Here is a 21,219-nt window from a genome sequence, read left to right as displayed (position 1 = left end):
TAGTCGATGTAGGATACAAGGCCTTCATTCTAGACATAGCGCCGTCTGGCGCCTAGCTGCCCATGACCATTCAGAATTCCCCGTACCAAGGCTTCGCCACCCTGCTGACTTCCAGCGGTCACAACGTCTCGCCAGCTGAGCTGCACGGCCTGTTGCTCGGCCGCAGCTGCGCCGGTGCCGGTTTCGACGCCGAAGGCTGGCTGATCGACGCCGCCGAACTGCTCGAAACCGAACCGCAGGACAACGTTCGCAACGCCCTGATCGGCCTGCAAGAGATGGTCAAGGGCGAACTCACCGGCGATGACGTGACCGTCGTTCTGTTGTTGCCGACCGACGACGCCCCGCTCACCGAGCGTGCCGTCGCACTGGGCCAGTGGTGCCAGGGTTTCCTCAGCGGTTTCGGCCTGAATTGCCGTGACAGCAGCATGCTGAGCACCGAGGCCACCGAAGTGCTGCAGGATCTGGCGGCCATTTCCCAGGTACAAGACGCGCTGGAAGAGTCCGAAGACGGCGAGAGCGACTATATGGAAGTCATGGAGTACCTGCGCGTCGCACCGCTGCTGCTGTTCTCCGAGACCCAAAAAGACGTGCCGGCCGCCGCCAAACCGTCGCTGCATTAATCGTTTGCCAGGGAACGCCATCTGCCCATGATCCATATCCCGAAATCGGAATACAGCCGTCGCCGCAAGGCCTTGATGGCGCAGATGGAACCCAACAGCATCGCCATCCTGCCCGCCGCCGCGGTAGCCATCCGCAACCGCGACGTCGAGCACGTTTACCGTCAGGACAGCGACTTCCAGTACCTCAGCGGTTTTCCCGAGCCGCAGGCCGTGCTGGTGTTGATGCCGGGGCGTGTGCATGGCGAATACATTCTGTTCTGTCGTGAACGCAACGCCGAGCGCGAGCTGTGGGATGGCCTGCGTGCCGGGCAAGAGGGCGCGATTCGCGACTTCGGTGCCGACGACGCCTTTCCGATCACCGATATCGACGACATCCTGCCGGGCCTGATCGAAGGCCGTGACCGGGTGTATTCGGCCATGGGCAGCAACCCCGAATTCGACCGCCACCTGATGGAGTGGATCAACGTGATCCGCTCCAAGGCCAACCTCGGTGCCCAGCCGCCGAACGAATTCGTTGCCCTGGATCATCTGCTGCACGACATGCGCCTGTATAAATCGGCGGCAGAAGTGAAAGTGATGCGCGAGGCGGCGCGGATTTCCGCCCAGGCGCACGTGCGGGCAATGCAGGCCTGTCGCGCCGGGTTGCACGAATTCAGCCTGGAAGCCGAACTCGATTACGAGTTCCGCAAGGGCGGGGCGAAGATGCCGGCCTACGGGTCGATCGTCGCGGCGGGGCGCAACAGTTGCATCCTGCATTACCAGCAGAATGATGCGCTGCTCAAGGACGGGGATCTGGTGCTGATCGACGCCGGTTGCGAGATCGACTGCTACGCCAGCGACATCACCCGGACCTTTCCGGTCAGCGGCAAGTATTCGGCGGAACAGAAAGCGATTTACGAATTGGTGCTGGCCGCCCAGGAGGCTGCCTTTGCCGAAATCGCCCCGAACAAACACTGGAATCAGGCGCATGAGGCCACGGTCCGGGTCATCACGGCCGGGCTGGTCAAGCTGGGGCTGCTGCGGGGCGACGTCGAAGAACTGATCGCCAGCGAAGCCTACAAAGCGTTTTACATGCACCGCGCCGGCCATTGGCTGGGCCTGGATGTGCATGACGTCGGCGAATACAAGGTCGGCGGTGAATGGCGCGTGCTGGAAGTCGGCATGGCGCTGACCGTGGAGCCGGGGATCTATATCGCTGCGGACAATCAGAGCGTGGCGAAGAAATGGCGCGGCATTGGCGTGCGCATCGAGGACGACGTAGTGGTCACCAAAACCGGCTGTGAAATATTGACGAACGGCGTGCCGAAAACCGTCGCCGAGATCGAGGCCCTGATGGCCGCCGCGCGGACACAAGCGGCATGAGTCGAGTCAATCTGGCAATCATCGGTGGCGGGCTGGTCGGTGCGAGTCTGGCGCTTGCCTTGCAAGCTGGAGCCAAGGCCCGGGGCTGGAAGATCGTGCTGATCGAACCGTTCGCCCCCGGCGACACGTATCAACCGAGTTACGACGCCCGTTCTTCGGCGTTGTCCTTCGGCTCCCGGCAAATTTATCAACGGCTGGGCGTCTGGCAGGAAGTCTCCCGCCGCGCCGAGCCGATCAAGCAGATTCATGTTTCCGACCGTGGGCGTTTCTCGACGGCGCGGTTGTCGGCGATGGAAGAGGGCGTTCCAGCGCTGGGTTATGTCGTTGAAAACGCCTGGCTCGGCCAATGCCTGTGGCAAGGCCTGGACAAGGACGTGATCAGTTGGCGCTGCCCGGCGGAAGTCACCCGCATGGAGCCGCTGACCGACGGCTACCGCCTGACCCTCAATGATGAAACCACCCTGGAATGCGACCTCGCGGTGCTCGCCGATGGTGGCCGCTCCGGCCTGCGCGAGCAATTGGGGATCGGTATCCGCAAGCGTCCGTACAACCAGAGCGCGCTGATCGCCAACATCACTCCGAGCGAAGCCCACAACGGCATGGCTTTCGAGCGCTTCACCGACGAAGGCCCGATGGCGTTGTTGCCGCTGCCGGAAAACCGCTGTGCACTGGTCTGGACCCGCCTGGGCATGGACGCGCAACGCCTGGCGGCCCTTGATGAACGCAGCTTCCTCAGCGAGTTGCAGGGCGTATTCGGTTATCGCCTCGGCGCGTTGAAGCAGGTCGGTGCGCGGCATCTGTATCCGCTGACACTGGTCGAGGCTGAAGAACAGGTGCGCTCGCATTTGGCGATTCTCGGCAACGCGGCACACAGCCTGCATCCGATTGCCGGCCAAGGGTTCAATCTGTCCTTGCGCGATGCCCAGGCCCTGGCCGATGCCTTGCTCGTCAGCGAAAAACCGTTGGGCGACTTCGCCACGTTGCAGGCCTATCGCGAACGCCAGCGTCTCGATCAGGACCTCACCGTGGGTTTCTCCGATCAGGTCACGCGCCTGTTCGGCAGTACCCAGCCGCTGGTATCCCTGGGGCGCAACATCGGACTGCTCGGCCTCGACCTGTTGCCACCGGCCAAACGCTGGTTTGCCCGACAGGCGATGGGTCTGGGTACGCGACCGGATGCGTAACGGGTCGATCCGCCGGTTCGGCAAGGCGCGATTGATAAAAATACCTGCCGCAATTGCAGGTCGACATTCATGACGACGCCGGCCACTTGGTGGCGCGGGTCGGGAAAACCCTTTACGTGCGGCTCAAGCCGCAAGAGAGACAGGCTTAAAGCATGGAAATGCGCGCAGATCTGCTGATTGTCGGGGCCGGAATGGTCGGCAGCGCCCTGGCGCTGGCGTTGCAGGACAGCGGGCTGGAAGTCCTGCTGCTGGACGGCAGCCCCATGAGTGTCAAACCGTTCAACGCTCAGGCTGCTTTTGAGCCGCGGGTGAGCGCCCTGTCGGCCGCCAGCCAGCGGATTCTCGAACGCCTGGGCGTCTGGGATGGCATCGCCGGGCGGCGCAGCAGCCCCTACACCGACATGCAGGTCTGGGATGGCAGCGGCACCGGGCAAATCCATTTTTCGGCGGCCAGCGTGCATGCCGAGGTGCTGGGACATATCGTCGAAAACCGCGTGGTCCAGGATGCCTTGCTCGAGCGCCTGCACGACTGCGACCTGGGGTTGCTGGCCAATGCGCGACTGGAACAGATGCGCCACTCCGGCGATGACTGGCTGCTGACCCTGGCCGATGGCCGCACCCTGCGCGCGCCACTGGTGATCGCAGCGGATGGCGCCAACTCGGCGGTGCGGCGCCTGGCCGGTGTGGCGACCCGCGAATGGGATTATCTGCACCATGCCATCGTCACCAGCGTGCGTTGCACCAAACCGCATCAAATGACGGCCTGGCAGCGCTTCACCGACAACGGTCCGTTGGCGTTTCTGCCCCTTGAGCGCGATGGCCAACAGGATTGGTGTTCGATCGTCTGGTCGACCACGCCCGGTGAAGCCGAACGCCTGATGGCGATGGATGACCAGGGTTTCTGCAAGGAACTGGAGCGCGCCTTTGAAGGTCGACTCGGCGAAGTACTGAGCGCCGACCCGCGCCTGTGTGTGCCCCTGCGCCAGCGACATGCCAAGCGTTATGTGGCGCAAGGCCTGGCGTTGATCGGCGACGCGGCGCACACCATTCACCCGTTGGCCGGGCAGGGAGTGAATCTCGGATTCCTCGATGCCGCCGTGCTGGCCGAAGTGTTGCTGCAAGCGGCAACACGAGGCGAACGTCTGGCAGATGTGAAAGTCCTGAGTCGTTACGAGCGTCGGCGCATGCCTCACAACCTGGCGCTGATGGCGGCGATGGAAGGCTTCGAGCGCTTGTTCCAGGCCGATCCGTTGCCGGTGCGCTGGTTGCGTAATACCGGGTTGAAATTGGTTGAGAAGATGCCGGAAGCCAAGGCTTTGTTCGTGCGTGAAGCGCTGGGGTTGACCGGGGATTTGCCGGCGCTCGCCAAGCCCTGAGATTTTCGTTGAGGCTTATGGCCTCATCGCGAGCAAGCTCGCTCCCACATTGGTTTTGTGAACGCCAAAAAAACCTGTGGGAGCGAGCTTGCTCGCGATGGCGGCAGCTTGGTCACCTCATATTCCAGCTCAAGCAACATCTGGTAACTCCTCCGCGGCCAGGTTCGATTGAGAAGCTAAATGTGAGTCCTTATCATTTGTCCTCATTTTCAATCGAGGGACCGCTCCCATGTTGGCACCAAAGCGTCTACTGACCGCACTGGCCCTGACCCTGATCGGCAGCACCGCCGCCCAGGCTGCTGACGAGGTGGTGGTCTACTCCTCGCGAATCGACGAGCTGATCAAGCCAGTCTTCGATGCCTACACCGCCAAGACCGGCGTGAAGGTGAAGTTCATCACAGACAAGGAAGCGCCACTGATGCAGCGGCTCAAGGCCGAGGGCGCGAATACGCCGGCCGACCTGCTGCTGACCGTCGATGCCGGCAACCTCTGGCAAGCCGAGCAGATGGGCATCCTCCAGCCGTTCACCTCGAAAACCATCGACACTAACATTCCGCTGCAATACCGGGCCGCCTCTCATGCCTGGACTGGCCTGAGCCTGCGAGCGCGGACCATCGCCTACTCCACTGACCGGGTGAAGCCGAGCGAACTGACCACCTACGAAGCGCTGGCCGACAAGCAATGGGAAGGCCGCTTGTGCCTGCGCACGGCGAAAAAGGTCTACAACCAGTCCCTGACCGCGACCATGATCGAAGTGCACGGCGCGGAGAAGACCGAGGAAATCCTCAAGGGCTGGGTCAAGAACCTGTCCACTGACGTGTTCTCCGACGACACCGCCGTGCTGGAAGCGATCAGCGCCGGCCAGTGCGACGTTGGTATCGTCAACACCTACTACTACGGCCGCCTGCACAAGCAGAAGCCAGATCTGCCGGTGAAACTGTTCTGGCCGAACCAGGCTGACCGTGGCGTACACGTCAACCTGTCGGGTATCGGCCTGACACAACACGCGCCGCACCCGGAAGAGGCCAAGGCCCTGGTGGAGTGGATGACCACCCCGGAAGCGCAGAAAATCTTTGCCGACGTGAACCAGGAGTTCCCGGCGAACCCGGCGGTTGCTCCTTCTGAGGAAGTGGCGGCCTGGGGCAAGTTCATTGCCGATACCTTGCCGGTGGAAATTGCCGGCAAGCGCCAGGCTGAGGCGATTCGTATGATGGATCGGGCTGGCTGGAACTGAGCCTGCTGTTTTAAAGGTCAAAAGATCGCAGCCTTCGGCAGCTCCTACAGGTTGATCACCAACCCAATGTAGGAGCTGCCGAAGGCTGCGATCTTTTTGTGCTTTCTCTACACTTCAAAATTTCGCGAGAGCTTTTCCTTGGCCCATCCCGCCCAACGCCGCTGGTATCCCGTCGTCTTCGCCATTGCTGCGCTGGTCCTGTTGCCCCTGAGCGTCCTGCTGCTTTCCTGGCAAACCATCGACACTCAAATCTGGTCCCACCTGTGGGACACGCAGATGCCGCGCCTGCTGGGCAATACCCTGACGCTGGTGCTCGGTGTCGGTGCGGGTGTCACTCTGTTGGGCGTCAGCCTTGCCTGGCTGACCAGCCTCTGTGAATTCCCCGGCAGGCGCTGGCTCGATTGGGCGCTGATGCTGCCCTTCGCGATACCGGCCTACGTGCTGGCGTTCGTGTTTGTCGGCCTGCTGGATTTTGCCGGGCCCGTGCAAAGCCTGCTGCGCGAATGGTTCGGTAGTGGTCTGCGACTGCCGCGCGTGCGCTCCACGGGCGGGGTGACTGTGGTGTTGGTGCTGGTTTTCTATCCCTATGTATATCTGCTGGCCCGCACGGCCTTCCTCGCCCAGGGCAAAGGCTTGATGGAAGCCGCGCGGGTCCTTGGCCAATCGCCCTGGCAAGCGTTCTGGCGGGTGGCGTTGCCCATGGCGCGGCCAGCCATCGGTGCGGGCGTGGCATTGGCATTGATGGAAACCCTGGCGGACTTCGGCGCAGTGTCGGTGTTCAACTTCGATACCTTCACCACCGCCATCTACAAGACCTGGTACGGTTTCTTCAGCCTGTCTTCCGCCGCGCAACTGGCCAGCCTGTTGCTGCTGGTGGTCATGCTAGTGCTGTATGGCGAACGGCGTGCTCGAGGGGCCAACCGGGCGAGCAACGAGCGACCACGAGTCAAGGCGCTGTATCACCTGCGAGGCTTCACGGCGCTGGCAGCCATGACATGGTGTGGACTGGTATTTGCCTGCGCCTTTGTCATTCCAATGCTGCAACTGATGGTGTGGTTCTGGCAGCGCGGGCGCTTCGATCTCGACGAGCGCTACACCGGGTTGATCGTCCATACCTTGTATTTGGGGGCGATGGCGGCGTTGATCACTGTCAGCGTTGCCTTGTTACTGGCGTTTGCCCGACGACTGGCGCCCACTCGGGTCATTCGTTCCGGGGTCAGTCTGGCCAACCTGGGTTACGCCTTGCCCGGTTCGGTGCTGGCGGTGTCGATCATGCTGGCGTTCAGTTACCTGGATCGCGAGCTGGTGATCCCACTCTCCAGCTGGCTCGGCGGCGCAGGCAAGCCGCTGCTGCTGGGCAGTCTGTCAGCGTTGTTGCTGGCCTATCTGGTGCGCTTCATTGCGGTGGCCTACGGGCCACTGGAAAGCAGCCTGGCGCGTATACGGCCATCTTTGCCCGAAGCGGCACGTAGCCTGGGCGTCAGTGGGCCACGACTGTTTTTCAAAGTGTATCTACCGTTGTTGTTACCCGGCACGCTGAGCGCAGGGTTGCTGGTGTTCGTCGACGTGCTCAAGGAAATGCCCGCGACCCTGCTGATGCGCCCGTTTGGCAGGGACACGCTGGCGGTGCGAATCTTCGAAATGACCAGCGAAGGCGAATGGGCGCGGGCGTCTTTGCCGGCATTGACTCTGGTGCTGGTCGGGCTGTTACCGGTCATCGGATTGATTCGGCGTTCAGCACATCGAAACAGCTAGGTGTCAGTCCTACACCTTGCGGCTACAATGCGCGGCATTCGGTGCGGTCCGTCTGACAGACCAGGCAGCTGAAATCGGCTGAAGGCCCTTGTTTCAAGGCATTCAGTCCGTGCAGCACCTGCCCGCACCTTCGCCACGCCCGGAAGGAGAAACCCATGGGACAGCGTACGCCTCTGTATGACCTTCATCTCGCACTTGGCGCGAAGATGGTCGATTTTGGCGGTTGGGACATGCCTCTGCATTATGGATCGCAGGTCGAGGAGCACCACCAGGTACGCCGCGATTGCGGTGTCTTCGATGTATCCCACATGACCGTGATCGACGTCGGCGGCGCCCAGGCCAAATCCTGGCTCCAGCATTTGCTGGCCAATGATGTCGAACGCCTGCACAGCCCCGGCCGTGCGTTGTACAGCACCATGCTCAACGAGCAAGGCGGGATCGTCGACGACATGATCGTCTACCGTCTCGATGCGGGTTATCGCCTGGTGGTCAACGCCTCCACCCGCGATCAGGACATAGCCTGGATGCAAGCGCATCTCGACGGTTTCGACGTACAACTCAGCGAACGTTCCGAGTTGGCGATGCTGGCCATACAGGGCCCTCATGCCCGGCAAAAAATTGCCGAGCTGGTCAACCAGTCCCGCGGCAACCTGATCCAGCTCCTCAAGCCCTTCGAAGGCCTGTCCGATGGTGACTGGTTCATCGCGCGTACCGGTTATACCGGCGAAGACGGCCTGGAAATCATTCTGCCGGCCGATCAGGCGCCAGGCTTTTTGAACGATCTGGTCGGTGCCGGGATTTCTCCCATCGGCCTTGGCGCGCGGGATACCTTGCGGGTCGAAGCCGGCATGAACCTTTACGGTCAGGACATCCAGCAAGATGTTTCACCATTGGCCTCCAATATGACCTGGACCATCGCCTGGGAGCCTGCCACTCGGCAGTTCATCGGGCGCAAGGCCCTGGAAGCCGAAAAGGCCGCCGGTGTGCAGTACAAACTGGTCGGTCTGGTCCTTGAGGAGCGCGGGGTTTTGCGTGCTCATCAGGTGGTCCGTATCGCCGATGTTGGCGAAGGGGAGATCACCAGTGGTAGTTTCTCTCCTACGCTAAGCAAGTCGATTGCACTGGCGCGCGTGCCGATGGCTACTGCCGACCGCGCTGAAGTGGAAATCCGTGGCAAGTGGTACCCGGTCCGGGTGGTCAAACCGACCTTCGTACGTCACGGCAAAACCTTGATCTAACCTTTTCTGGCGGGCATGCCCGCCGACCCTTTTCCTGAGGACACAGAACATGAGCGATATCCCTGCCGAACTGCGTTTTGCCGAAAGTCACGAATGGGCACGTCTGGAAGCCGATGGCACCGTCACCGTGGGCATCAGCGATCACGCGCAGGAAGCGCTGGGTGATGTGGTGTTCGTCGAGCTGACTGAAGTCGGCAACGTGTTTGCTGCCGGTGATCAGTCGGGTGTCGTTGAATCGGTCAAAGCCGCTTCCGACATCTACTCCCCGATTGCCGGTGAAGTGATCGCGGTCAACGAAGAACTGAGCGCTTCGCCGGAACTGCTCAACAGTGACCCGTACGGCGCGTGGATCTTCAAGCTCAAGCCAGGCAACGCTGCAGACCTGGAAAAACTGCTGGATGCCGCCGGCTACAAGGCTGCCATCGGCGAGTAATGCTCGCCCCTGTAGGAGCCGGCTTGCCGGCGAAGGCGGTTTCGAGGACGCCTTCGCCGGCAAGCCGGCTCCTACACGGGTGGTTCAAGGCTTGAGTACGGCCTTCACGGCCGCCACCGAGCGCTCGACATCCGCTTTGCTCATCGCCGTGAACATCGGCAGCGAGACAATCAGCCGACCGATCCGCTCGGCGATCGGGAACATGCCTTCCTTGAATCCGCGCTCGCGGTAAAGGCTCAACAGGTGAATCGGCGGGTAGTGATAGCCGATCCCGACACCCAATGCCTGCATCTGCTCCATGAAAGTCGCTCGCGCCGGTTTGTCGTCCGTACGTTCCGGTAATACCAGCTGGAACAGATGCCAGTTACTGTTCTCGAAATCCGCTGGCGGCAATTGCGCCCCGTACTGCGCTTCGAAATCCTCGCCAAAGCAGGCGAAATAGTGCCGGGCCAGGTCACGGCGATGAGCGGTAATGGTTTCGATATGAGCAAATTGCCCCAGGCCAATGGCCGCGGCGACGTCGGTCATGTTGAACTTGCCACCCAGCACGTCGACATCCAGGCCATCGAAACCGTTGCGGGTAACGCCCTGCAGCCGGTACTTCTCTGCCAGTCGTACTTCTTCGGCCGTATTCAGCACCAGGCAACCGCCCTCGGAAGAGGTGACGTTTTTGTTCGCCTGGAAACTGAAGGACACGAAATCCCCCGTCGAGCCAATGCGCTGGCCGTTCCAGCTGGAGCCGAGTGCCTGGGCCGCATCTTCGACGATCCGCAGGCCGTGCTTTTTCGCCAGGGCGTACAACCGCGTCATGTCCACCGGCAACCCGGCGAGGTAAACCGGGATGATGGCTTTGGTGCGGGGGGTAATCACCGCTTCCAGTTGATCCAGATCGATGTTGCGGGTCACCGGGTCGATGTCGGCAAACACCGGGGTGGCGCCGACTTCCAGGATGACGTTGGCGGTGGCCACCCAGGAAATCGGCGTAGTGATCACTTCATCTCCCGGCCCGACCCCGGCAATGCGCAAGGCGATTTCCATGGTGCAGGTACCGGAATTGAAGGTGCGTACCGGGCGCCCGCCGAAATACTCCGAAAGTTGTGCTTCGAAGGCCTGGACCTTGGGGCCGCTGGTGATCCAGCCTGAGCGCAATACGTCGCCGACAGCGGCAATCGTGGCTTCATCGATGGTGGGTTTGGAAAACGGCAGGAAAGGCAGTTGGCTCATGGATACAGTCACCCGATCAGCGGACATTAGGTAGGCGTCGGACATGATGATCCGGATTGGCTGACGGCGCCACGTCATCCACGCGGATATCGACTGCTATGCTGGTTTGACCGTGTTGCATCGACGTTGAGCGCCAGTCAAGAGAGAGCCCGTCATGTCCAAGATGCCGTCCCTGAGCCAGCTACGCGACCCCAATACCTTTCTGCGCCGCCACCTCGGACCCGATGCCGCCGAGCAACAGGCAATGCTCGACAGCCTCGGTCTGGGCAGCCGGGTTGAATTGATCGAGCAAACGGTGCCGCCGGGCATCCGCCTCAACCGGGCGCTGGACCTGCCCCCGGCACTCGATGAGGAGGCCGCACTGGCCAAGCTGCGCGGTTATGCCGAGCAGAATCAGGTCTGGACCAGCCTGATCGGTATGGGCTACCACGGCACCCTCACGCCGGCAGTCATTCTGCGTAACGTGCTGGAAAATCCCGGTTGGTACACTGCGTATACACCCTATCAACCGGAGATCGCCCAAGGGCGGCTCGAGGCGCTGCTGAACTTCCAGCAACTGACCATCGATCTGACCGGTCTGGAACTGGCCAACGCCTCGCTGCTCGATGAGGCCACTGCCGCGGCGGAAGCCATGGCCCTGGCCAAGCGGGTCGCCAAGTCCAAAAGCAACCTGTTCTTTGTCGACGAAAACTGCCACCCGCAAACCATTTCCGTGGTGCAGACCCGCGCTGAAGGTTTCGGCTTCGAGCTGATCGTCGACGCTGTGGATAACTTGAAGCAGCACCAGGTGTTCGGCGCGCTGCTGCAATACCCCGACACCCACGGTGAAATCCACGACCTGCGGCCGCTGATCGATCACCTGCACGCACAACAGGCCCTGGCCTGTGTCGCCACGGATTTGTTGAGCCTGTTGTTGCTGACCCCGCCAGGTGAATTGGGCGCCGATGTGGTGTTCGGCTCGTCCCAGCGATTTGGCGTGCCCATGGGCTACGGCGGGCCCCATGCGGCATTTTTTGCCAGCCGCGATGAATACAAGCGAGCGATTCCTGGGCGTATCATCGGTGTTTCAAAAGATGCGCGGGGCAACACCGCCCTGCGCATGGCCCTGCAAACCCGCGAGCAACACATCCGCCGGGAGAAGGCCAACTCCAATATCTGCACGGCCCAGGTGCTGCTGGCCAATATCGCCAGTTTCTATGCGGTCTACCACGGTCCGGAAGGGCTCAAGCGGATCGCCCAGCGGGTTCATCGGCTGACCTGCATCCTTGCCGCCGGGCTTGAGCGCAACGGTATCACTCGAGTCAACCGGCACTTCTTCGACACCCTGACACTGGAGGTTGGCGGAGCCCAGACCGCGATCATCGAAAGTGCCCGGGCCGCACAGATCAACCTGCGCATTCTCGGGCGCGGCCAACTGGGCTTGAGCCTCGACGAGGCCTGCGACGAAGCCACCGTGGCGAAGCTGTTCGACGTGTTCCTGGGGGCCGATCACGGGCTCAGCATCGAGGACCTGGATGCCGAAGTCTTGCCTGGCGGAATTCCCGAAGGGCTGGCGCGAACCTCGCCTTATCTGCGCCATCCGGTGTTCAGCGCCCATCACAGCGAAACCGAGATGCTGCGCTACCTCAAGCAACTGGAAAACAAGGACCTGGCGCTCAACCAATCGATGATCCCGCTGGGCTCCTGCACCATGAAGCTCAACGCTACCAGCGAGATGATCCCGATCACCTGGCCGCAGTTCGCCAACCTGCACCCATTCGTGCCCAAGGAACAGGCCGCCGGTTACGGGCTGATGATCGAAGAACTGGAACGCTGGCTGTGCGCGATCACCGGTTTCGATGCGGTCTGCATGCAGCCCAATTCCGGTGCCCAAGGCGAATACGCCGGGCTGCTGGCGATCCGTAGATACCATGAGAGCCGGCAACAGGGTGGCCGCGACATTTGCCTGATTCCTTCGTCGGCTCACGGCACCAATCCTGCGTCGGCGCAAATGGCCGGGATGCGCGTGTTGATCGTCGAGTGTGACGAGGCGGGCAACGTCGACCTCGATGATCTCAAGGAAAAAGCAGCGCAGGCCGCAGACAAACTCGCCTGCCTGATGGCGACTTACCCTTCGACCCATGGCGTGTATGAGGAAGGCATCAGCGAAATCTGTGAAGTGATCCACCAGCACGGCGGTCAGGTGTACATGGATGGCGCCAACCTCAACGCCCAGGTCGGGCTGGCGCGGCCGGCCGATATTGGCGCCGATGTCTCGCACATGAACTTGCACAAGACCTTCTGCATTCCCCATGGTGGCGGTGGGCCGGGCATGGGACCGATCGGGGTGCGGGCGCATCTGGCGCCGTTTGTGGCCAACCATCCGGTGGTGCCGATCGACGGGCCGCACCCGCAAAATGGCGCCGTCAGCGCAGCGCCCTGGGGCAGCGCAAGCATTCTGCCGATCAGTTGGATGTACATCGCCATGATGGGGCCGCAATTGGCGGACGCCAGCGAAGTGGCGATCCTGGCTGCGAATTACCTGGCGCGGAATTTGTCCGGTGCCTTCCCGGTGCTCTACACCGGGCGCAACGAGCGAGTGGCGCACGAATGCATCCTCGACCTGCGGCCGCTCAAGGTGTTGACCGGTATCACCGAAGAGGACGTCGCCAAGCGCCTGATGGACTACGGCTTCCATGCCCCGACCATGTCGTTTCCGGTACCGGGGACGCTGATGGTCGAGCCGACCGAAAGTGAATCGAAGGCGGAACTGGACCGGTTCATCGGGGCGATGCTGAGCATCCGTGCGGAAATAAATGAGGTACAGAACGGTAACTGGCCGGCTGAAGAAAACCCGTTGAAAGGTGCGCCGCATACGTTGGCCGATATCACTGGCGTGTGGGAGCGGCCGTACAGCATTGTGCAAGCGGTGACGCCGGATGCTCACACCAAGGCTCACAAGTATTGGCCGGTAGTGAACCGGGTGGACAATGTGTATGGGGACCGGAACCTGTTTTGTGCGTGTGTGCCGGTGGATGAATACCGCTGACATTTCAGGCTGCACATAACACTTGTGGGAGCGAGCTTGCTCGCGATAGCGGTGTGACAGTCAATGAGGTTTTTACTGATACACCGCTATCGCGAGCAAGCTCGCTCCCACAGGGATATCAGTGAACATGAGGTTTGTGTTCGCAAGGCAAAAAAATGCCGCTCAATAGAGCGGCATTTTTCATTCGCAACGCTTACTTCGAGGCGATGGCATTCTTCGCCAGGATCGCGTTCGCCAACTCCATGTCCGTGGCTTGCAGGTCAGGGTTTTCAGCGCGGACCTTCTGCATGGCTGCTTCTAGGTACGGGCCGCGGATACCGCCGTCACTGGCGACGAAGCTGCTGGCATCGTCCTGGGCCGCGACGACCAGCTTGTTGTCCTTGGATGTCAGATAGCTCGAACCGGTGGTTGCACCGGACGTAAGAACGTTACGCCAAAAAGTATCGGCCATCGCCGAACCGACAGGCAGGGACAACAGCGCGACGGTAGCGACAGCAAGTTTGAAACGCATGACTGGGTGACTCCACTGGGTTGACTACGCGGTTGGATTGCCAACCCCCAATCGAGTTCCGTGGTTGCCTATTCCGCTGCTTCGACCAGCAGGATCGCGCCTTGCTGGCCGACCACCCGCACGCGGCTGCCAATGGCAGTGTCCGGCCCGCGGGCCATCCACACGCCGTCGGCCACCTTGATTTTGCCGCGACCGTTGACAATCGCTTCATGCACCACGAAGGTTTTGCCGATCAGTTCCTGGCCGCGCAGATTCAGGTGCGGTTGATCGCTCGGGCGCGCCGCCGTGCGCTGACGCCGCCACCAGTACAACGCAGTGGTGATCGACAGCAGGCCGAACAATAGAAACTGCCATTCCCAGGACAGGCCCGGCAGGAAGAAGGTCAAGACGCCCACGGTCGCTGCCGCCATGCCGATCCACAACAGGTAGCCGCCGGCACCGAACACTTCGAGAATCAACAGTACCGTGCCCAGCGCCAACCAGTCCCAGAACGAAAGATGCTGCAAAAATGCCCACATGGCGCGCCTCAGGCTTTCCTGTTATCGAAAGTGGCTTTGACGATTTCGCCAATGCCGCCCACCGCACCGATCATCGAACTGGCCTCTAGCGGCATCAGGATCACTTTGCTGTTGTTGGCCGAAGACAACTTGCCCAGCGCATCGATGTACTTCTGCGCCACGAAGTAATTGATCGCCTGCACGTTGCCGCTGGCGATGGCTTCGGACACCACTTTGGTCGCCTGGGCTTCTGCCGCGGCTTGTCGCTCGCGAGCTTCGGCCTCAAGGAAGGCGGCCTGGCGACTGCCCTCGGCTTCGAGGATCTGCGCCTGCTTCTTGCCTTCGGCGGTCAGGATCGCCGCGGCGCGCAGGCCTTCGGCCTCGAGGATCTGGGCACGCTTGATCCGTTCGGCTTTCATCTGCCCCGACATCGCCGCCATCAGGTCGGCGGGCGGGCTGATGTCCTTGATCTCGATCCGGGTGATCTTGATGCCCCACGGTGCAGTCGCTTCATCGACGGTGCGCAGCAGTTTTTCGTTGATGCCGTCACGCTGGCTGAGCATGGCGTCGAGTTCCATCGAGCCGAGTACCGTACGGATATTGGTTTGCAGCAGGTTGCGGATGGCATGTTCGAGGTTGTTCACCTCGTAGGCCGCCTGGGCTGTGTTGACCACCTGGAAGAAACACACGGCGTCGATCTGCACCGTGGCGTTGTCGGAGGTGATGACTTCCTGCGGCGGAATATCCAGCACGCTTTCCATCACATTTATCTTGCGGCCGATGCGGTCCATGACCGGAATGATGACGTTCAACCCCGGCTTGAGCGTGTTGGTGTAGCGCCCGAAGCGCTCGACGGTCCATTCAAAGCCTTGGGGCACAACCTTGAAACCCATGAACAGAATGGCGACCACCAGGCCGACAAAAAGCAAAAGCACACTACCGATCTGCATAACGATTCCTTGTTGATGTGTGGATCTGTGGAGTTGCAATGGTTGGAGTGTAGCGGTGCCGATGCCGGATAAGTACCGCCGGGCTCAGTTCTGCTCGCTCTGGGGTGTCACGCGCAGAACCTCCTCGATGGTCGTCAGCCCGGCGGCGACTTTTTGCGCCCCTGACAGTCGCAGGCTGCGCATGCCTTCCTTGAATGCCTGGCGCCGCACGGCCAGCAGATCGGTGTCGGGACTGATCAGCGCTTTGAGGCTGTCGTTGAGCTGCATGATTTCGTAGACCCCGGCGCGACCGTGATAACCGGTGTCGCGGCATTCCACGCAACCAATGGCACGCTGGGCATTGCCCGGCAAGGGTGCTTGCCAGGGTCGGGTCAGGGTTTGCCAGTCGTCTTCGCCCAGCGTCAGCGGCGCCTTGCAGTGCGGGCACAGAGTTCGCACCAGGCGCTGGGCCATGACGCCGAGCACCGTGGCCTTGATCAGGTAGTGCGGCACGCCGAGCTCCAGCAGGCGGCTGATGGCGCTGGGCGCATCGTTGGTGTGCAGGGTCGACAGCACCAGGTGCCCGGTGAGTGCAGCCTGGATCGCCATCTCCGCGGTTTCGAGGTCGCGGATCTCGCCGATCATGATGATGTCCGGGTCTTGTCGCATCAGCGCGCGCACGCCAGCGGCAAAGGTCAGGTCGATGTTGTGCTGGACCTGCATCTGGTTGAACGCCGGCTCGACCATTTCGATCGGGTCTTCGATGGTGCAGAGGTTGACCTCCGGCGTCGCCAGTTTTTTCAGGGTGGTGTAGAGGGTGGTGGTCTTGCCCGAACCCGTCGGCCCGGTGACGAGGATGATGCCGTGGGGCTGGCGGGTCATGTCCTGCCAGCGGCGCAGGTCGTCGGCGGAGAAACCAAGCTGGTCGAAGTCCTTGAGCAGAACTTCCGGATCGAAGATCCGCATGACCATTTTTTCGCCGAAGGCCGTGGGCAGTGTCGACAAGCGCAGTTCGACTTCACCGCCCTCCGGGGTCTTGGTTTTCACCCGACCGTCCTGGGGTTTGCGTTTCTCCGCGACGTTCATGCGCCCCAGGGTTTTCAGGCGACTGACGATGGCCACAGTGACCTGGGGCGGGAATTGATAGACGTTGTGCAGCACGCCATCGATGCGAAAGCGCACCGTGCCTTGCTCGCGCCGGGGCTCGATGTGGATGTCGCTGGCGCGTTGCTGGAACGCGTACTGGAACAGCCAGTCGACGATGTTGACGATGTGTGCGTCGTTGGCATCCGGCTCCTGGTCGCTGGCGCCGAGGTTGAGCAGCTGTTCGAAATTGCCCAGGTTACTGACCTGGGGATCGGCGCTGTTCGCCCCGGTGACCGATTTGGCCAGGCGGAAGAATTCAACGCTCAAGCGCTGGATGTCCACCGGGTTGGCCACCACGCGCTTGATCGGCAATTTGAGCACGTGGGTCAAGTCAGCCTCCCAGCCACTGACATAAGGCTGGGCACTGGCCACGGTGACCGCCTCGCGGTCGATCGCTACCGCGAGAATCTTGTGGCGCTGGGCGAAGGCATAGGACATCAGCGGGGTCACGGCCGCGACGTTGATTTTCAACGGATCGATGCGCAGGTAAGGCTGGCCGGCCTGCCGGGACAGCCACAGGGTCAGGCTTTCGAGGTCCAGCGGTTTGCCGGGGCGGCTGAGATCGTCCAGCTGTTGGCTGGCGATGAACTCCAGCGGGTGCATCTGGCCATGATTGGCGTTGCGGCGGCGGGCATTGAGCGCGTGTTCGGCCGAATCCTGGCTGATAAAGCCCTGGGCGACCAGTTCGCGCAGCACATCATTGAGATCCAGCCAGCGGTCCTGAAGGGCGATATGTACGGACATGCGGGCTCCTTTTGAACGACAGTGCGCAAAGGATAGCCGTGGCCCGGCGGACCGCTGGGCCACTACCCGACGAAGCCGTTTCGGGTTTTTTCAGCCCGCCGCTTGAACCGCTTCGGCCCAGGCAGGATCAGCTTCTTGCAACTCCACCGAGCAGACGCTGATCAGGTTACGAAGTTTTTCCGCAATCACTTGCGCGCGGTGCCAGCTCAAACCGTCGATGACGATCTCGATGGTCATCCAGTCGTCCTGGCGCTGCGCGTTGACCTGTTCCGGCGTGAGCACTTGCAAGGCGAACAGATTGAGGGCGCGACACAGCAGGTCCGGTTCAGCCTCGGCCTGCATTTGATAGCGAACCCGGCAGTGGGCGTTGCCGACGTTCCAGACATCGACGCGGGCAGGTGGGGTGTTCACGGCTTCGAGGTACGGCATGGTCAGGCTCCAAAATCATTGGAGAAATTTTTACATCCTGTGCCGGGTATTTCTTCTCTATGATTGGCTGTATTGCAGGAATGAAGAATCAATCAATTCACTTGTTACCAGGTTAAGGGTTTTTTTATGCAGGGCGAACTGGACAGCTACGACCGTAAGATCCTCGCCTTGCTGCAAGAGGATGCCTCGCTTTCCAGCGCACAGATCGCCGAGCAGGTGGGGCTCTCGCAGTCGCCGTGCTGGCGGCGGATTCAGCGGATGAAAGAGGAGGGCATCATTCGCGGCCAGGTGACCTTGCTCGACCGCAAGAAAATCGGCCTGAACACGCAGATCTTCGCGCAGGTGAAACTCAATGCCCACGGGCGTTCGAACTTCACCGAATTCACCGAGGCGATTCGCGGCTTTCCGGAGGTGCTGGAGTGTCATGTGCTGATGGGGGCAGTGGATTTCTTGTTGCGGATTGTCACGGCGGACATCGAGGCCTACGAGCGCTTCTTCTTCGAGAAACTGTCGATGGTGCCGGGGATTCAGGAGGTCAATTCGATCGTGGCGTTGTCGGAAATCAAGTCGACCACCAGTTTGCCGGTCTGAAATTTTGTGGTGACTGTGCCGGCCTCATCGCGAGCAAGCTCGCTCCCACAAGGACCGCATAAATCCTGTGGGAGCGAGCTTGCTCGCGATGGCGGTATTACAGACGCAACAGCATTTTCCAGGCACGGTTCTGATACACCGCAATCGCCTGCTGCTTGCGCGCATCCAGGACTTCGTCGGTGATCGATTCGTTGGCCAGTTGCGCCAGTTTGTTCAGCTCGCCGTACAGGCGATCCATTTCCGGGATCTCCAGCACGTTACGCGCATGGTGCAGCCAGACCTGGATGCGTTCGATGCGCGGCAGTTGTTCGGCCAGGTCTTCCGGCTGTTGCTGATAACGCTGCAATTGCAACGAAGTGGCTTCCTCGCCCAGCAGGCGCGGCAACCAGCTGCCCAGTTGCGCAGCGCCCTGGCGATTGCCACGGGTGTTGCGGTCGGCGGCCCAGGTACGGGCCAGCAGCCAGCGCGAGGTGGTCAGGGAGAACAGGCCCCAGCGCGGGTCCTCGAGTTCTTCGAGAAACTGCTCGGGCGCGGCTTTGCGCACGTCTTCATCTTCGATGCCGGCCTGGACCAGCGGACGCCAGTCTTCCAGCAAGGCATCGAGGGCGATACGCAGGTCGTGGGTCGACTGACGCGGAGCGGCCTGGCCCAGGCTGCTGATCAGCGCGCGCATTTCCGCGAGGTTTTCGACCCAGTCCTGCAACAGGCGCCAGTGACCATTGAAGCGATACTGTTCGGCCAGACGCTGGCTGCTGCCCAGCAAATGCCAGCTCAGCGCGGCGAACGCGTCGTCCAGCGGCGTTTCGGCGGTGATCTGTGGTGCCGGCAGGCTCAACGAGTAACTGTGGGCGTCGTACAGGCGATAACCGCGCTCGGCCTTGCTGATGTCGCATGGCATCAAAGCCAGTTTCTCGGCCAGCTCGGCGGCCAGTTCCAGCAACGCGGCCGGCTCGCCTTCGCGCAGTTCCAGTTCCAGCTCGCAGATTTCTTCTTTCTGCTTGCCGACCACCACGTGGCCCAGGTCCAGCGCGGCTTCGATGACCACTTTGGTCTTGCCGCGACCCCAGGCGATTTCCGCCCGTTCGCGGACGAAGTCGGTGGTGAAGATCGGCTTCAGGGTTTTCTTGTCGAGCTCGGCCAGTTCCTCGGGCCAGCATTCGCCGTCGAGTTTCTTCAGGTCGAGCTTGGCCTTGGGCAGGTTCCAGTCGTACTCGTTCCGCACCGACAAACCGGCGACGCTCTGGCCGCGGGTCTTGAGGGTCTGAATCACATCGTCACCATCCTTGCGCAGGCGCAGGGCGACTTTGGCCTGGGCCAGGTCGCGCTCTGGGGTGTCGAAGTACTGGTTCATCAACTCACGGCGTTCCCAGCCACTTTTGTTGCGTTTTTTCAGTAACGGGTGCTCGCGCAGGGCGGCGAGGGTTTCGCGGCTGACGCGGAGTTTGATTTCGGTTTCTTTCTGCATGGCCGGAAAATCCAGGATCGGGAGCGCAGCCGGGGGAATGTGTGGCTGCCAAGGTCGTGCAGTGTACAGGACTCAAGGTTAGTACGCGCCGAGACGGTTTATTCCTGTTGTCGGTTGGTTCTATGATGGACTTCAATTCGGGTGCCGGGAGTCAGCGATGCCATTGCCGTCGATGAAAGAACAATTCGCTGCGTTGATCGCTGCACCGTCGGTCAGTTGTACCCAACCCAGTCTCGATCAAAGCAACGGCCCGGTCATCGACCTGCTGGCGGCGTGGCTCGGTGAGCTGGGTTTTACCTGCGAGATCCAGCAGGTCAGTCCGGGCAAGTTCAACCTGCTGGCCAGTTTCGGCTCCGGTCCTGGCGGCCTGGTGCTGGCCGGGCACAGCGACACCGTGCCGTTCGACGGTGCGCTATGGCAAACCGACCCGTTGAAGCTGACTGAAGTCGACGGTCGCTGGATCGGCCTGGGCAGTTGCGACATGAAGGGTTTTTTCGCCCTGGCGATCGAGGCGGTCAAACCGTTGCTCGACCAGCCGTTCAAACAGCCGTTGCTGATTCTCGCCACCTGCGATGAAGAAAGCTCGATGTCCGGCGCCCGCGCGCTGGCCGAAGCGGGGCGACCGCTGGGGCGGGCAGCGGTGATTGGCGAGCCGACCGGGCTCAAGCCGATCCGCATGCACAAAGGCATCATGATGGAGCGCATCGATATCCTCGGACAGAGCGGTCATTCCTCTGACCCGCGCCTGGGCCATAGCGCCCTGGAAGCCATGCACGATGCCATCGGTGAATTGCGTGGCCTGCGCTTGTTATGGCAGCGCGAATTCCGCAATCCTCAATTCGGCGTGCCGACACCTACGATGAATTTCGGCTGTATCCATGGCGGCGACAACCCCAACCGCATCTGCGGCCAGTGTTCGCTGGAATTCGATTTGCGGCCGCTACCCGGCATGGACCCCAAAGTCCTGCGCGCCGAGATCCTGCAGAAGCTCAAGCCGGTTGCCGAGCGGCATCAGGTCAAGATCGATTACGCGCCGTTGTTCCCAGAAGTGCCGCCGTTCGAGCAGGCCGAGGACGCCGAGTTGGTGCGCCTTGCCGAAAAGCTCACCGGTCACAGCGCCGAAGCAGTGGCGTTTGGCACCGAAGCGCCTTATCTTCAGCGCCTTGGCTGCGAAACGCTGGTGCTTGGCCCGGGCGATATCGCCTGCGCCCATCAGCCGGGGGAATACCTCGAAATGTCACGTTTGCAGCCTACGGTGCATCTATTAAGGCAACTGATCGAACACTATTGCCTGACACCGGCGCAAAACACGGTGCCCGTCAATTGAACACAATCCATGTGGGAGCGAGCCTGCTCGCGAAAAAAGAGTGCCAGTTGATACTTGTGTGTCTGACACACCGTATTCGCGAGCAGGCTCGCTCCCACAGGTTCCGTGCCATAACAGACAAAGCCG

At 61.3% G+C, this 21,219-nt stretch carries 18 protein-coding genes and 1 pseudogene; 12 read left to right on the top strand and 7 right to left on the bottom strand.

Features of this window, described 5'->3' with window-relative positions:
• Positions 1 to 62 precede the first annotated feature (62 nt).
• The 9 genes and pseudogenes from ACM6IK_RS19030 (at position 63) to gcvH (ending at position 9,202) form a co-directional block, all read left to right on the top strand.
• Positions 63 to 620 (top strand): YecA family protein, encoded by a 558-nt coding sequence (locus ACM6IK_RS19030; RefSeq protein ID WP_414875577.1) that lies wholly within the window; start codon positions 63 to 65, stop codon positions 618 to 620.
• A 27-nt stretch (positions 621 to 647) separates the two neighbouring features.
• The gene (pepP, locus tag ACM6IK_RS19025; RefSeq protein WP_414875576.1) at positions 648 to 1,982 is read left to right on the top strand and encodes a Xaa-Pro aminopeptidase; all 1,335 of its coding nucleotides are present in this window, start codon (positions 648 to 650) and stop codon (positions 1,980 to 1,982) included.
• Positions 1,979 to 3,166: a 2-octaprenyl-6-methoxyphenyl hydroxylase gene (ubiH, locus tag ACM6IK_RS19020; protein WP_414875575.1), complete on the top strand. Its 1,188-nt coding sequence runs from the start codon at positions 1,979 to 1,981 to the stop codon at positions 3,164 to 3,166. Before pepP ends, ubiH begins: the two co-directional genes overlap by 4 nt.
• Before the next feature lie 38 nt (positions 3,167 to 3,204).
• Positions 3,205 to 3,315, top strand: a pseudogene (locus tag ACM6IK_RS19015) (tetrameric acyl-CoA thioesterase); the annotation flags it as partial.
• Between the two features lie 9 nt (positions 3,316 to 3,324).
• Complete coding sequence (locus ACM6IK_RS19010; RefSeq protein ID WP_414875785.1) at positions 3,325 to 4,542, top strand: 2-octaprenyl-3-methyl-6-methoxy-1,4-benzoquinol hydroxylase; 1,218 nt, start codon at positions 3,325 to 3,327, stop codon at positions 4,540 to 4,542.
• Between the two features lie 229 nt (positions 4,543 to 4,771).
• The gene (locus tag ACM6IK_RS19005) at positions 4,772 to 5,776 is read left to right on the top strand and encodes an extracellular solute-binding protein (protein ID WP_414875574.1); all 1,005 of its coding nucleotides are present in this window, start codon (positions 4,772 to 4,774) and stop codon (positions 5,774 to 5,776) included.
• A gap of 138 nt (positions 5,777 to 5,914) precedes the next feature.
• Positions 5,915 to 7,531 carry an ABC transporter permease gene (locus ACM6IK_RS19000; RefSeq protein ID WP_414875573.1) on the top strand — a complete coding sequence of 539 codons (1,617 nt, stop codon included), beginning with the start codon at positions 5,915 to 5,917 and terminating at the stop codon, positions 7,529 to 7,531.
• Between the two features lie 155 nt (positions 7,532 to 7,686).
• Positions 7,687 to 8,769, top strand: coding sequence for a glycine cleavage system aminomethyltransferase GcvT (gcvT, locus tag ACM6IK_RS18995; RefSeq protein WP_414875572.1), 1,083 nt, complete (start codon positions 7,687 to 7,689; stop codon positions 8,767 to 8,769).
• Positions 8,770 to 8,818: 49 nt separating this feature from the next.
• Positions 8,819 to 9,202 (top strand): glycine cleavage system protein GcvH, encoded by a 384-nt coding sequence (gene gcvH, locus ACM6IK_RS18990; protein WP_108217155.1) that lies wholly within the window; start codon positions 8,819 to 8,821, stop codon positions 9,200 to 9,202.
• Positions 9,203 to 9,286: 84 nt separating this feature from the next.
• Here the strand turns inward: gcvH and ACM6IK_RS18985 are convergent, their stop codons facing one another.
• On the bottom strand, positions 9,287 to 10,426 hold the full coding sequence (locus ACM6IK_RS18985) for a DegT/DnrJ/EryC1/StrS family aminotransferase (RefSeq protein WP_414875571.1): 1,140 nt from the start codon (positions 10,424 to 10,426) through the stop codon (positions 9,287 to 9,289).
• 154 nt (positions 10,427 to 10,580) lie between these two features.
• On the opposite strand from ACM6IK_RS18985, the gene gcvP reads away from it, so the two are divergent.
• Complete coding sequence (gene gcvP, locus ACM6IK_RS18980) at positions 10,581 to 13,454, top strand: aminomethyl-transferring glycine dehydrogenase (RefSeq protein WP_414875570.1); 2,874 nt, start codon at positions 10,581 to 10,583, stop codon at positions 13,452 to 13,454.
• 193 nt (positions 13,455 to 13,647) lie between these two features.
• On the opposite strand, the gene ACM6IK_RS18975 is transcribed toward gcvP, so the two are convergent.
• The 5 genes from ACM6IK_RS18975 to ACM6IK_RS18955 all read right to left on the bottom strand — a co-directional run bounded on the left by ACM6IK_RS18975 (position 13,648) and on the right by ACM6IK_RS18955 (position 17,710).
• Positions 13,648 to 13,965, bottom strand: coding sequence for a DUF2388 domain-containing protein (locus ACM6IK_RS18975; RefSeq protein WP_414875569.1), 318 nt, complete (start codon positions 13,963 to 13,965; stop codon positions 13,648 to 13,650).
• Between the two features lie 68 nt (positions 13,966 to 14,033).
• Positions 14,034 to 14,483, bottom strand: coding sequence for an NfeD family protein (locus ACM6IK_RS18970; RefSeq protein ID WP_414875568.1), 450 nt, complete (start codon positions 14,481 to 14,483; stop codon positions 14,034 to 14,036).
• Positions 14,484 to 14,491: 8 nt separating this feature from the next.
• The gene (locus ACM6IK_RS18965) at positions 14,492 to 15,412 is read right to left on the bottom strand and encodes an SPFH domain-containing protein (protein ID WP_414875567.1); all 921 of its coding nucleotides are present in this window, start codon (positions 15,410 to 15,412) and stop codon (positions 14,492 to 14,494) included.
• A gap of 84 nt (positions 15,413 to 15,496) precedes the next feature.
• Positions 15,497 to 17,281 (bottom strand): GspE/PulE family protein, encoded by a 1,785-nt coding sequence (locus tag ACM6IK_RS18960; protein ID WP_414875566.1) that lies wholly within the window; start codon positions 17,279 to 17,281, stop codon positions 15,497 to 15,499.
• A gap of 90 nt (positions 17,282 to 17,371) precedes the next feature.
• The gene (locus ACM6IK_RS18955; RefSeq protein WP_414875565.1) at positions 17,372 to 17,710 is read right to left on the bottom strand and encodes a hypothetical protein; all 339 of its coding nucleotides are present in this window, start codon (positions 17,708 to 17,710) and stop codon (positions 17,372 to 17,374) included.
• Positions 17,711 to 17,836: 126 nt separating this feature from the next.
• Between ACM6IK_RS18955 and ACM6IK_RS18950 the strand changes: the two genes are divergently transcribed.
• Positions 17,837 to 18,301, top strand: a complete 465-nt coding sequence (locus tag ACM6IK_RS18950) for an Lrp/AsnC family transcriptional regulator (protein ID WP_414875564.1) — start codon at positions 17,837 to 17,839, stop codon at positions 18,299 to 18,301.
• Between the two features lie 97 nt (positions 18,302 to 18,398).
• Here the strand turns inward: ACM6IK_RS18950 and ACM6IK_RS18945 are convergent, their stop codons facing one another.
• A complete protein-coding gene (locus ACM6IK_RS18945; protein ID WP_414875563.1) occupies positions 18,399 to 19,766 on the bottom strand; it encodes an inorganic triphosphatase in 1,368 nt (455 codons plus the stop codon).
• A 157-nt stretch (positions 19,767 to 19,923) separates the two neighbouring features.
• Here ACM6IK_RS18945 and argE point away from each other — a divergent pair, with 157 nt between their 5' ends.
• On the top strand, positions 19,924 to 21,093 hold the full coding sequence (gene argE, locus ACM6IK_RS18940) for an acetylornithine deacetylase (protein WP_414875562.1): 1,170 nt from the start codon (positions 19,924 to 19,926) through the stop codon (positions 21,091 to 21,093).
• The last annotated feature ends 126 nt before the right edge of the window (positions 21,094 to 21,219 follow it).

This window comes from Pseudomonas sp. IT-196MI5 (assembly GCF_949767415.1).
Taxonomy (GTDB): Bacteria; Pseudomonadota; Gammaproteobacteria; order Pseudomonadales; family Pseudomonadaceae; genus Aquipseudomonas.
The sequence above is the reverse complement of the archived record's forward strand: the minus strand, read 5'-3'. Positions and strand labels throughout refer to the sequence as shown.

Bases quoted from the DNA above. Each gene is read 5' to 3' on its own strand.
- ACM6IK_RS19030 (WP_414875577.1), top strand. From the start codon at position 63: ATGACCATTCAGAATTCCCCGTACCAAGGCTTCGCCACCCTGCTGACT.
- pepP (WP_414875576.1), top strand. From the start codon at position 648: ATGATCCATATCCCGAAATCGGAATACAGCCGTCGCCGCAAGGCCTTG.
- ubiH (WP_414875575.1), top strand. From the start codon at position 1,979: ATGAGTCGAGTCAATCTGGCAATCATCGGTGGCGGGCTGGTCGGTGCG.
- ACM6IK_RS19010 (WP_414875785.1), top strand. From the start codon at position 3,325: ATGCGCGCAGATCTGCTGATTGTCGGGGCCGGAATGGTCGGCAGCGCC.
- ACM6IK_RS19005 (WP_414875574.1), top strand. From the start codon at position 4,772: ATGTTGGCACCAAAGCGTCTACTGACCGCACTGGCCCTGACCCTGATC.
- gcvT (WP_414875572.1), top strand. From the start codon at position 7,687: ATGGGACAGCGTACGCCTCTGTATGACCTTCATCTCGCACTTGGCGCG.
- gcvH (WP_108217155.1), top strand. From the start codon at position 8,819: ATGAGCGATATCCCTGCCGAACTGCGTTTTGCCGAAAGTCACGAATGG.
- ACM6IK_RS18985 (WP_414875571.1), bottom strand. From the start codon at position 10,426: ATGAGCCAACTGCCTTTCCTGCCGTTTTCCAAACCCACCATCGATGAA.
- gcvP (WP_414875570.1), top strand. From the start codon at position 10,581: ATGTCCAAGATGCCGTCCCTGAGCCAGCTACGCGACCCCAATACCTTT.
- ACM6IK_RS18975 (WP_414875569.1), bottom strand. From the start codon at position 13,965: ATGCGTTTCAAACTTGCTGTCGCTACCGTCGCGCTGTTGTCCCTGCCT.
- ACM6IK_RS18970 (WP_414875568.1), bottom strand. From the start codon at position 14,483: ATGTGGGCATTTTTGCAGCATCTTTCGTTCTGGGACTGGTTGGCGCTG.
- ACM6IK_RS18965 (WP_414875567.1), bottom strand. From the start codon at position 15,412: ATGCAGATCGGTAGTGTGCTTTTGCTTTTTGTCGGCCTGGTGGTCGCC.
- ACM6IK_RS18960 (WP_414875566.1), bottom strand. From the start codon at position 17,281: ATGTCCGTACATATCGCCCTTCAGGACCGCTGGCTGGATCTCAATGAT.
- ACM6IK_RS18955 (WP_414875565.1), bottom strand. From the start codon at position 17,710: ATGCCGTACCTCGAAGCCGTGAACACCCCACCTGCCCGCGTCGATGTC.
- ACM6IK_RS18950 (WP_414875564.1), top strand. From the start codon at position 17,837: ATGCAGGGCGAACTGGACAGCTACGACCGTAAGATCCTCGCCTTGCTG.
- ACM6IK_RS18945 (WP_414875563.1), bottom strand. From the start codon at position 19,766: ATGCAGAAAGAAACCGAAATCAAACTCCGCGTCAGCCGCGAAACCCTC.
- argE (WP_414875562.1), top strand. From the start codon at position 19,924: ATGCCATTGCCGTCGATGAAAGAACAATTCGCTGCGTTGATCGCTGCA.